The organism is Lentibacillus songyuanensis (genome assembly GCF_039548255.1).
In the GTDB taxonomy this organism is placed as follows: Bacteria; Bacillota; Bacilli; order Bacillales; family Amphibacillaceae; genus Lentibacillus_C; species Lentibacillus_C songyuanensis.
In genome coordinates, this window is the sequence record NZ_JBCLVH010000041.1 from 1 (window position 1) to 11,797 (window position 11,797).

Sequence of the window (11,797 nt, forward strand, 5' to 3'; positions counted from 1 at the left end):
TGAATATTGTTTTCTTTTCCCCATAAATCTACTTTAACATCTCCTTATTTCGTGTCTAGATTTATGGGTCCATTATAATGATAGGTGGCGGTATGTTCCTTAACATGATACTTTGGGTTGTTATCCTTGGGTTTATTATATATGGAATAGTGGTATTAATTACAAAGCCATTTTTAAAAATAGAAAAGAAGGAAGATTCGTCTGTGCAAATCCTTAAGAAGGGAATTGCACGTGGAGAAATGGATGACTGGAATTTGAGGATAAACTAGCAAAATTGACAAATAGGAACTAAAAAGTGATATAAAAATATAATAACCTCACAATTTCATCAAATTTATCCTTTATACTAAAAAGTGTCTTGGTAATCATGCGTAGAAAGAAGACTGGAAACATGAAAAAAGGTCCATTTGCTTTGCATGGATCTTGCTTCTTCTTTCGTCATTGGAAACATCGTTTGCACAAGGAACAGTCAACACGAATCGCAATGAATTCGCTTGGGAAAGTGGAAATATTCAGAACAGCTGATTTAACCCCCTAAACATGAAAGGACCTCCATAGGGGTCTTTTTGTGTTTTTGTTGAAGAGCCGATTAACATGTTCAACAATCAAATGAAAATGAAAACAAGAAACTTTTTCATTAAAATTAACCTTCAAAGTGATATAGATACTTAACCCTACGTTCGATGTATTAATTAAAAATTTATTAGATTTTTTGTTATCTCCATAAATTCTCAACACTTTCTTTATATAATGATTATGGAAACAGGTGGTTTACAGGAAATGAAAATTTGTTAGCCAAAGTTTTGGGGATTGGTCTTCAGGCTGTATGTTCTTAACACTCTTCAAAAACAAATGATGTATAAACCGCTTGAAAATATAAAAAAACCATTGAAAGGAGGTGAAAAGGTCATAGAGGAAACTTTAAATGCACAAGGTATATAAGATGGGCGTTGTAAAGTGTACATGAAGGTACATTGAAAGAATTAGACGGTGTATCATCAGCAGAGGGTAATTTGGAAGTGGCTACAGTGCAGATATTACTTTTGAAGTGTCAAAAGTAATGGTAGATGCCATGAATGAAGCCATTGAAGAACAAAGGCCATGCTGTTGAATCCTAAATATAAAAATGGGAGGCTGGTTTTCTTTAACGAAAGTCTGCTATTAATGGATATTGCAAGAGGTATTGAATGATTCTAAGAGCCGTAGTGTGCCGATTCGTTAAGAAGTCATTATTCTTCTTTCCGCCATGGATGCCGTTAATACTTAGCTATAGAGAATGATTAATAAACAAAATTTATTTAATAGGAGTTATTATTTATGAAAAAGAAAATATTATTAGTAGGTTTTATTTCTTTATTGGCTGCGTTTGTTTTGTCAGCCTGTGCAACGAATGATGCAACAACACCTGAGAAAAAAGATGATTCAAGCATGGATGATGATATGGAAATGGATGATGACATGGAGGGTCATACCGATCATGATAAGGAGGTAAGTTTGAACAACTCAACAGGGGAAAACGAACTAGAAATACCTCCTGCGATCGAAAGTGATAATGAGGATGAAGTTACGTATACTGTTCGAGCGCAAAAAGGCGAGACGGAAATATTTGATGGTACCAAAACGAAAACATATGGATACAACGGGGATTTTTTAGGACCAATGCTTCGTCTTAACAAAGGTGATAAGGTGAAAATTAGAACGATAAATGATTTAGACGAAAAGACAACTTTTCATTGGCACGGGCTGGAAGTACCAGGAGAAGAGGATGGAGGACCACATTATCCTTTAAAACCGGGAGAAGAAAAGTTGATTGAATTCAAAGTGACACAGGAAGCATCAACGCTGTGGTTTCATCCTCATCCCGATGGAAAAACGGCTGAACAGGTATACAATGGACTTGCAGGATTAATATATATTGAGGATAACAACTCGAAAAGCCTTGGTTTACCAAACAAGTATGGACAGAATGATATTCCCTTGATTTTTCAAGATAAAACATTTGATGATAAGAAACAATTGAATTACGATGCTGCAATGGATGATGATGGAACAATCGGTGATACGTTGTTGATCAATGGAACGTTGAATCCGAAATTGACTGTAAAGAAAGAAAAGGTTCGTCTTCGTCTATTAAATGGGTCTAATGCGCGAAACTTTACTTTTAAATTGAATACAGGAGATTCCTTTGAGCAAATCGCAACGGGTGGAGGACTATTGAATAAGCCGGTGACAATGAAAAAAATTACACTAACACCATCTGAACGTGCCGAAATCGTTATTGATTTTTCAAAGCTTCATGCAGAAGACGATTTGGCATTAATAAATGATGATGACGGATCCACCCTTTTACCATTTGAGGTTTCCGATCAAAGTGGAGAGGATAGCGCCCTTCCTGAAAAGATGAATGATTTTTCCATAACAGAAGAAGAAATGGATTCGCCTGTTACAAAAAAGGTGGAACTCTTTGGGATGATGGATAAAGTAACGATAAATGGAAAGAAATTTGATCCGGATAGAATTGATTTTACGCAAAAGCAAGGGGAAACCGAAACATGGGAAATTTACAATAAACCAGATGAAATGGGAGGAATGGTCCATCCATTCCATATTCACGGAGCCCAATTTAAAGTACTTTCTAGAGATGGAGAAAAACCACCAGAAAATGAACAGGGATGGAAAGATACCATTGCCGTAGATCCAGATGAGACGGTGAAAGTAGCTGTGCAGTTTAAGGAAAAGGGCGTGTATATGTTCCATTGCCATAATCTTGAACATGAGGATAACGGTATGATGGGACAAGTAAAAGTGGAATAAATTTCGGTTTACATGAAGAATCAGCTCAAAGTACTTTGCTCTGTCAATGGGCTTTGGGCTGAAAAATGACATCACTTTGGGTGTTGAATGTAAAATATGAAACGGATTATTCCATAATGGGCTGTATTTCCGGAAAAAATTGCACTCGCATTACCTGTTTATCAGTCATATAAACAAATACTTTCAGGGTGCCAATGCTAATTGCAGTCATCATTTATGCCAACGATCCTTTTAAAATTGAAAATCGTGGTGTAATTTTGACTAATGTAGGGGAAATGGAGAAATATACGAGTGTAGACGAATTTGGGGTCAAAACAAAAGAAAGGAATGATCACTGATGATGAATGGTAACGGAGGAATGATGGATGGCTTTGGTTTCGGTGGTATGATGAGTGGATTTGGGGTTTTTGGGTATATCATCCATTTAATTGTGACAGGAGCTGTAGTATATATCGCTGTCAAGCTTGCAATGAGGAAATAAAAGATATGAACCGTTATCAGTAATTTCTTGTTATACAATCTCGTTTAGCGGACGAAAGGTGACAAACAATGAAGAAGAACTTCGGTATTTTAATTGCGGGTGTCGTAATAATCTTGGGAGTATCCATTCTCTTTTATGTACAGGGGCGAGATATGCCTGGGCAATTACCGGATTTATCAATGAAACAGCCATCTGATAAAGCGAATAATCAAACAATCGCAACAGAAGAACTGCCCCTTCCTATACCGCCATTATTAAAAGATCATGATCCCGATCCAAATAAAGCAGAATTTCGTTTAACTGCTCAAAACGCTACAAAGGAGTTTGTACCCGGAAAAAAGACAGAAACTATGGGGTATAATGGCGATTATCTAGGCCCTGTGATTCGGGTTCGAAAAGGTGAAGAGGTATCTGTAAAAGTAAAAAATAATCTGGATGATGATATAACAACTATCCACTGGCATGGACTTGAAGTGGATGGTGATAAAGATGGGGGGCCACATTCTGGGATTCAACCTGGAGAGTCATGGACTCCTGAATTCAAGGTAGAACAGCCAGCAGCCACGTTATGGTATCATCCCCATCCTGAGCAAGAAACGGGGAGACAGGTATATAAAGGGTTGGCGGGGTTATTCTTGATTGAGGATGAGGTTTCTGATCGTTTAGATATTCCGAAAGAATATGGAGTGGATGATGTTCCACTTGTGATTCAAGATAAACGATTTAATTCGGATGGAAGTTTTCAATATGATTTAGGAATGCATGATGTTATGAATGGTCTACAGGGTAACACAATACTTGTAAATGGAGCTGTTAATCCGTTTTTGGAAGTCCCAAGTGGTATGATGCGGCTTCGTTTATTGAATGGGTCCAATGCAAGTGTTTATGAATTAAATTTCAGTAATAACCAGTCATTTCATCAAATTGCCAGTGATGGTGGGTTTCTTGAAGAGCCTGCAAAAATGGACAATATAGTTCTCGGCCCTGCAGAAAGAGCAGAAATTCTTGTTGATTTTTCGGATTTGAAAAAGGGAGAAACGGTTCAGTTGGTAAATAAAGGATCAGAATTTATGAAGTTTACGGGAAAAGGTGAAAGCTCAAAAGAATATATAGTTCCAAGCAAATTAACTACCATTGACAAAATGAATCCTGATGATGCGGTAAAAACAAGGGAATTTGCTTTTCAGGGAATGGGACCCATGGTAAATATCAATGGTAAACAATTTGATATGGATAGGATAGATGAAACGTTACAAATGAATGATACCGAAATCTGGGAAATCACCAACGAAAGTGGTATGGGAATGATGGGGGGAACGGTTCATCCTTTTCATGCACATGGTGTACAATTTCAAGTTTTAGATCGTGATGGGGATCCTCCACCAGCAAACGAAACAGGGTGGAAAGACACCGTTCTCGTTCATCCGAAAGAAACAGTTAGAGTAATTGCTACCTTTAAACATTCTGGTGAATTTATGTATCATTGTCACATCCTTGAACATGAAGATGCAGGTATGATGGGTCAGTTTAAGGTTGAATGAGGAATGTGGTAGACAGACTCCAGAGACGGTTGACAGGGTTATGATGTATGAGGAAATAACGTCTTGATGCGCTGTATACCGAGTAGAAAGGTAATGGAATGAGTGTCTTTGCTAAGTGAAAAATGGGGTTAATTAAGGCATGAGGAAAAGCAGAAGGAAAAGTATAAAAAACACCCTTTTCTTTCTCCTCCATCCTTAAATACAGATTCAGAAAAATTGAAAATGTTGCTATACACTTTACACTGCCCTAGATCGGGAAATGATGGTAAAAGTAAATGTGGGTTAAGCGAGGAAACAATATGCCTTATGATCCTGATTCAGGGCGGGATACCTGATCTTTTAAATTACAATCTGAGATTCTTGTTAAAGAGGAGTGAAGAAATGAACAACAATCTAACAGATACTATTAAGAAGCGTTATAATCGTATTTCCGCTATCTATGATGTAATGGATAAAATGATCAAAGAGAGATGGCGGAAGGAGTTACTACAAAAAGTGGATGGACGTGTGCTGGAAGTGGGGGTCGGTACAGGTGCTAACCTGCCATATTATCCCAATGATATTAACTATACAGGAATTGATTTTAGCCCGGGGATGTTAAAACAGGCTAGAAAGAAAGCTGAGTCTTTGGCCTTACCCTTTGAATTAAATCTGGTTGAAATGGACGCCCAACATATGCAGTTTCCAGATGATGCTTTTGATTATGTTATAGCCACCTGCGTATATTGCTCTGTGCCTGATCCCGTCAAAGGGTTAAAGGAAATGGGGAGAGTTTGTAAGCCAGATGGAAAAATTTTATTGTTGGAGCATATGAGAAGTGAGAATGAAGGTCTTGGGAAGATGATGGATGTCTTTAATCCATTGACGGTAAGGCTTTGGGGGGCAAATATAAACCGCAAAACTCTAGAAAATATTAACCGGGCTGGATTAGTAATAGAGGAAAACGAAACATTATTTGGAACCATCGTTCGAAGTCTTACATTGCGACCGAATGAATAGCGGAAACGGTAGAATTTCCTGGTTACTTAAGTTTGACACGCTACAAAAAGGGCCCCTTCACAGTAAACGGGGCATGCCTGTTTTCAAAATAATTTTATGCAACAATTGTGTCCGTTTGCAATATAAACCTTTATTGACCCTTTATTATTTCCCTTAACTTTTCTGTATCCTCAGGAGAGATGTCAAAACCGTTATTTTCGTGACCTACATACATTACCCTGCTTTTTTCTCCTTTACTCCCAACGACAAGATTTAGGAAATGTGTTTCACCATTTTTATAATCGACAACTATATCGTAATCAGGCATCTCCTTTTCAACATTGACCCTTTTTCTTTTCCCTTCTGCATTTTTTAGGATTCCTTGGAACCTTGATGTTAAAGTATCTTGGTCAATGATAGTAAAATAATTATCATTTACTCCGCCATAGCCACCAGATTTAGAAATAGAAATTGATGAGATATCGTCGAGCAGCGTCATCTCTTTTTCTTGGCAAGCGAACAGAAACAAAGCACAAAAGGACAATAATGATAACAAAAGAATCTTTTTCAATACTCCCTCCTAATCAAAATTTGGTGTTTACCAATTCAATTCAATTTTAGCATTATTTCGCTCAACAATCTGGACTGTTAATAATACGGGTAAACCAAATTTCAATACCATTATATTAACATAAAATGATCATTTTCCTAACATTTTTAATATAAAATCGTTGGTAACATAACGAATATGGCATAATGATCCTAAGAGTAACATTGGAAATAACACACGAATTGGCATCCATTTTAGCATGCTAATTTAGGCGATAAAGTAGGCGAAGAGCTGTCATATCAATAAAAGTTAGGGGTGCAAATCGCATGTGACTTATACCCCTAACTGGTGTATTATTTGTTATTTTCTCCCCCGTTACTGAACCCCTCAGCTCAATCCTGCATACCTTTTATATTTCTTATTCATTCGCGCTATCTATTCAACCGGAGATAGTTCATCTTCGGTTACCCATTTATGATTGGTAACTTTTTCTCCACCGGTAGTAGGCGTATAATCGACCATGTACACTGTTGTTTTTTCGGCTGAGTCTATTTCAGCTGTCGCCCCTTCCATACCTTTCATGTGTGATGTTTCTACGGTGATTTCTGTTCCTGGTTCTAATGGTTTGTCATCTTTGGCTTCTTTAATTTCCTCCTGGATGACCCATTTATGATTTGTTACCCGTTCGCCACCGGTTGTAGGAGTGTAGGAGATGGTGTAGGCAATTGTGTCAAATGCTCCAGCAATCGTAGCCTCAGCACCTTTCATTCCTTTCATATGATCAGATTCGATAATCGCTTTGCTTCCAATTTCGAATTTTGGATTTTTCGTTTCCTCCAATTCTTCGGGAACTTCTCCAGAACCAGCATGATTCATATCCATTTCATCATCACCCATTTCATCATCGTTTGTTTGTTGTTCAGAACTAGATTGTGAATCTGTATTCTTGCTATCATTTGGCTCTACTTCATCATTACTACTTCCACATGCTGCCAGGGTAAACATTGCCACAAGCAAAAAGATTCCTATCACTGTTTTTTTTGATTTCAACATGTGTTATTTTTCCTCCCTTTTTTCACTTCATTTATTATATCCCCAATAAATGTGCAGATTATTTGCAGATTCTATGACAATTTTGCATCCATAAATTTATCGGGTATAAGCAATAAGACAATGTACACACTGTTAGGGAAAGAAGTGAAAGGGGGTTATAAAATGGGTGTTTTATCAACGTCACCAACAAACATGGACACCTGTATTGAGGCATGTCTTAAATGTCTACGCGCATGTGAAGAATGTTTGACAGCTTGTTTGCAAGAACCTGATGTGCAAGCAAGAGTCAAATGTATTCAAACGTTGAATGATTGTGCTGACATTTGCAATCAGTCAGTTCAATTTATGACTCGGAATAGCGCATTTTCGGCTGAACTGTGCAGTGTATGTGCAAATCTATGTGAGCAATGTGCAACAGAGTGTGAACAAATGAAGGACACACATTGTCAGGAATGTGCAACAATCTGCCGAGAGTGTGCGGAGGAATGCCGTAAAATGGCAGGATGATTTAGCTGTTTGTGCGGGAAAGAGTAGTACTTTCCCGTACCAAAACTAATGCTCAAAAAAGCAATTATTTATTTTGGTATTCGAATTTCTAATATTTTTAGATTTGTGAGTAAAGGATGGCGACAAGAACTAATGACCACGCATATCGAAGACGATAAAATTAATCCGGCGGATACGGATGGCAAGAAACTCAAAATAATTTTACTGTTAGCTTTTCCGGCGGTGATAGAGAACCTTTTTCAAACAATTTTAGGATTTGTTGATACTTATTTTGTGTCCAAATTAGGATTAGTAGAAGTCTCGGCAGTTGGCGTAACCAATGCTGTATTAGCTATTTATTTCGCATTGTTTATGGCTCTTGGTGTAGCAGCAAACGTTTATATAGCCAATTTTCTAGGTGCTAATAAGGTAGAGAAGGCCAGACATATTGCCCAGCAGTCCATTGTTTTGGCTACTATATTCGGCGTCTTCACAGGAATCATTACTCTAATTTTTGCTGAACCACTTCTAAAACTAATGGGGATCGAAGCAAAAGTATTAACGGCAGGCACCACGTATTTCAGAATTGTTGCTATTCCTTCTATTTTTATGTCCCTCATGTTTGTAGCTAGTGCGGTTTTACGTGGAGCGGGGGATACAAAATCCCCAATGAAAATGAGCATCATTGTAAATATTATTAACGGTGTACTTGATTATCTTTTCATATTTGGATTTTGGGTTATACCGGGGATGGGTATTGCCGGAGCAGCAATTGCGACGGTGATAGCTCGGATGATCGGTGCGACAGGTTTACTGATATATATTCAACGATCGGAACTAGTAAAATTTAAAAGGGAATACTGGAAACTCGATAAAATGCATATTAAAGAGTTATTTGTACTTGGAAGTCCTGCTGCAGGAGAAAGGTTGATTATGAGGGCTGGACAAATTGTGTATTTTGGCTTAGTTGTTACATTGGGAACCAAAATCTTTGCGGCGCACCAAATAGCCGGAAATATTGAAGTGTTTTCCTACATGATTGGATATGGTTTTGCTACCGCGGCAACCATTTTAGTAGGTCAGCAAATAGGGGCGGGTGACCGAATAGAAGCTGTCAGATATGCGAGACTTTCCGTATTACTGGCTGTAGGCTTTATGTCACTATTTGGGTTATTATTATTTTTCTTTGGAGAGTGGGCAGGAGGGTTCTTTTCCGAAAATCATCAAGTAACAGAAAATATCGGGACAGCTTTAAAAGTTTCAGGGGTATTTCAACCCTTCTTAGCTGTTGTGCTTACGTTAACCGGGGCGTTTCAAGGGGCTAATAATACAAAATTCCCAATGTATTTAACCGGGATTGGAATGTGGGCTGTACGTACTCTATTTGTGTATGTATTGGGTATACAACTTGGCTGGGGTTTGTTAGGTGTTTGGATAGCGATTGGTCTAGACATTGCCTTTAAAGCAATTGTGCTTTTCGTGCAGTTTGTGCGAGATAAATGGATTGTTGAAAAGGTTGACCCTGAAGAGGATCCTCAGTCTGAATGTCACCCGCAAACATCGAAAGAGAATATGTCCTCCTGTGTGAATAATTATTAAGGGCTGAGGTAATTCTAGGACTCTAGATGAGGCGGATTATCAGGTGAAAATTAAAACTTAAAATCGCACAATAATAAGGATTGGATTTGTTTCAAGATAGTCATGTAAACTCTCACCTCTATTTATTTGAAATAGAAGTAAGAGGGAAGCTTCTCACTCACGATTTAACTTCATTGATGTGAATTTAAATTGAGATCCTTATATTGAACCACTGGACTTCTGTCGGGTTCTCTTCTATCTCCTGACGAGCCTGATAGAAAGCTGTTTTTTGATCTCAGCTTGTTACATTTCCAGCGTTCTGTAATCTTATCACTCCTTCATTCATAAAAACTTCCTTGGACTCATCTGTAATCTTAGCTTTAGGACGGGCAAAGGGAAAGAATCTGTTTAGCGCCCATGACGATAACAGTAAAAAGAGTTGTTCACTGTAGAACAACTCTTTTTTCAATTATTTAACGACCAATGTTGATGTCATATCACTATGCCCTTGCCCACATGGTACACTGCAATAGATTTTATATTCGCCTGGTTTATCCGGCGTGAATGTTGCATTACCATCATCTTCGATATTAACGTCAAAATCGTCAATAGCAAGTCCGTGCATACCCTCATCACTAGCAAACGATATGTTAACTTCCTCACCAGCTTTTACGGTGTATTCAGTCTGGCCAAATTCCCAATTTGTCGCTTTAATGTCAAGTTCATTACTTTTGGCAGTATCATCCGTATTCTTATTGTCTCCTGCTTGTTCGGTAGCGCCATCATTTTCAGCCTGTTCAGTTTTGCTACCATCGTCGGCACTCTCTGTATCACTACTGTCAGTTCCACCACACGCTGCAAGTACGAAGATAAAGCCAAATGCAATTATTGCCAATAACCCTTTTTTCATATAAATCCCTCCTTGTATATTATGTTTGAACCTAATTTTTTAGGTTTTTAAAAGATTTAATTGCACCTTGAAAATTGAATATAGCTCACTATTCATTTAATGGATGTTGGAGGGCGTAGCTTCGTAATGAGCGTGTGCTTGCGAAGGCAAGCTTAACGCGAATTAGAAGAAAGCAAGTGTATACGCGGTAGCCCTCAAACAAAAGTGTTTACGATGCTGAGCTGTCTTTGGGAAAATAGCCATAGGTAGTGTCCTACCAAGGGAATGTTCCGTTTTCCCCTGTTGCCCCAAAACCTGGGTGTCTTCCAAATAAAGAGTGTTCCCCTGGCCCTATGTTATAGACCTACACGCTGACTGTTTCCCGGCTGGTCGGCCCTCCTGCAAAGCAGAGGGAGGTACGTGCACCGCTGACCCCGGTGTATTCCAATAGCTCGCAAGGCTGTCGTTCATAGGTTTCCCAGGGACATCTCGGCATCGTAGGCGCTACAACCCTTAAACAAAGGAGGTGATCATGAACTTCACCCTTGTTCGTCGGAATTGATGTAAGCAGTAAGAACAACGTCGTCTGTTGCTTAACCCGAGATGAAGAAAAACGGCCTGTTAGCCGGTTTACGGTTACTAACAATCGCCCCGGTATCAAGGAGTTACAAGATCGTATCACCACGCTTGTCAAAAAGCATGGATACGAACAGCTTTTGTTCGGGCTAGAACACACTGGCAACTATTCCACTCACACCGCCATGTACCTGAGCCGTCATTTGGATTTTGGGGTTCCAGAGAAAAACGTCTATGTTTTTAATCCCAGTCTGATTAAGCAATTCAAGCAATCCAATTTTCTGGACGCTCCCAAAAATGATCGGGCAGATGCCTGGTATATTGCCGCTAAGCTTCGTGCTGGAAATCTTCCAAATCCTTTCACATGGAGCGAGCCGCAAATGGCCTTACAACGGCTGACGCGTTCTCGTTACCATTTGATGCAGGATTTAACACGGGAAAGCAATTTCCTCATGACCAACTTGTATTTGAAGTTCAGTGATTATACGATCACCGGTCCCTTCAAGCAAAACAAGCTAGGAGCTACCTCTCTGGCTGTCATGGAGGAATTTGAATCCGTTGAAGACCTAGTCGGCATGCCACTGGACAAGCTCATTGCATTCCTTGTTCAGCATGGAAAAAACCGGTTTGAAGACCCAGAAGCAGTTGCCCGTTCATTGAAAAAGGCTGCACGTGCTTCCTATCGTTTACCAGAGTCTATGGCAGACTCGGTTAACTTGGCTCTGGCTTCAAGTATTCGCGTCATCCGTGTTATACAGGAACAATTAAAAGTCTTGAAGAAAGCGATTGTTGACCATTTGGGAACGATTCCTCAAACCTTGGACACCGTTCCCGGGATTGGGCCTATATTC

At 39.0% G+C, this 11,797-nt stretch carries 11 protein-coding genes; 8 read left to right on the top strand and 3 right to left on the bottom strand.

Annotated features, from left to right (window positions below; genetic code table 11):
- Positions 1 to 77 precede the first annotated feature (77 nt).
- The 5 genes from WMZ97_RS21425 (at position 78) to WMZ97_RS21445 (ending at position 5,835) form a co-directional block, all read left to right on the top strand.
- On the top strand, positions 78 to 269 hold the full coding sequence (locus tag WMZ97_RS21425) for an SHOCT domain-containing protein (protein WP_343274103.1): 192 nt from the start codon (positions 78 to 80) through the stop codon (positions 267 to 269).
- 1,048 nt (positions 270 to 1,317) lie between these two features.
- The gene (locus WMZ97_RS21430; protein ID WP_343274104.1) at positions 1,318 to 2,814 is read left to right on the top strand and encodes a multicopper oxidase family protein; all 1,497 of its coding nucleotides are present in this window, start codon (positions 1,318 to 1,320) and stop codon (positions 2,812 to 2,814) included.
- Between the two features lie 337 nt (positions 2,815 to 3,151).
- On the top strand, positions 3,152 to 3,295 hold the full coding sequence (locus WMZ97_RS21435) for a hypothetical protein (protein ID WP_343274105.1): 144 nt from the start codon (positions 3,152 to 3,154) through the stop codon (positions 3,293 to 3,295).
- Positions 3,296 to 3,363: 68 nt separating this feature from the next.
- Positions 3,364 to 4,836: a multicopper oxidase family protein gene (locus tag WMZ97_RS21440; RefSeq protein ID WP_343274106.1), complete on the top strand. Its 1,473-nt coding sequence runs from the start codon at positions 3,364 to 3,366 to the stop codon at positions 4,834 to 4,836.
- 381 nt (positions 4,837 to 5,217) lie between these two features.
- Positions 5,218 to 5,835: a class I SAM-dependent methyltransferase gene (locus WMZ97_RS21445; protein WP_343274107.1), complete on the top strand. Its 618-nt coding sequence runs from the start codon at positions 5,218 to 5,220 to the stop codon at positions 5,833 to 5,835.
- 130 nt (positions 5,836 to 5,965) lie between these two features.
- On the opposite strand, the gene WMZ97_RS21450 is transcribed toward WMZ97_RS21445, so the two are convergent.
- Together WMZ97_RS21450 and WMZ97_RS21455 are read right to left on the bottom strand one after the other, a co-directional pair.
- Complete coding sequence (locus WMZ97_RS21450; protein ID WP_343274108.1) at positions 5,966 to 6,385, bottom strand: hypothetical protein; 420 nt, start codon at positions 6,383 to 6,385, stop codon at positions 5,966 to 5,968.
- 414 nt (positions 6,386 to 6,799) lie between these two features.
- A complete protein-coding gene (locus WMZ97_RS21455) occupies positions 6,800 to 7,417 on the bottom strand; it encodes a YdhK family protein (protein ID WP_343274109.1) in 618 nt (205 codons plus the stop codon).
- Positions 7,418 to 7,609: 192 nt separating this feature from the next.
- On the opposite strand from WMZ97_RS21455, the gene WMZ97_RS21460 reads away from it, so the two are divergent.
- Positions 7,610 to 7,924 (top strand): four-helix bundle copper-binding protein, encoded by a 315-nt coding sequence (locus WMZ97_RS21460; protein WP_343274113.1) that lies wholly within the window; start codon positions 7,610 to 7,612, stop codon positions 7,922 to 7,924.
- 132 nt (positions 7,925 to 8,056) lie between these two features.
- Positions 8,057 to 9,502 (top strand): MATE family efflux transporter, encoded by a 1,446-nt coding sequence (locus WMZ97_RS21465; protein WP_343274110.1) that lies wholly within the window; start codon positions 8,057 to 8,059, stop codon positions 9,500 to 9,502.
- 448 nt (positions 9,503 to 9,950) lie between these two features.
- Here WMZ97_RS21465 and WMZ97_RS21470 read toward each other — a convergent pair whose 3' ends face one another.
- On the bottom strand, positions 9,951 to 10,391 hold the full coding sequence (locus WMZ97_RS21470; RefSeq protein ID WP_343274111.1) for a cupredoxin domain-containing protein: 441 nt from the start codon (positions 10,389 to 10,391) through the stop codon (positions 9,951 to 9,953).
- Positions 10,392 to 10,915: 524 nt separating this feature from the next.
- On the opposite strand from WMZ97_RS21470, the gene WMZ97_RS21475 reads away from it, so the two are divergent.
- The coding region (locus WMZ97_RS21475) for an IS110 family transposase (RefSeq protein WP_343274112.1) at positions 10,916 to 11,797 on the top strand (882 nt) is incomplete at its 3' end.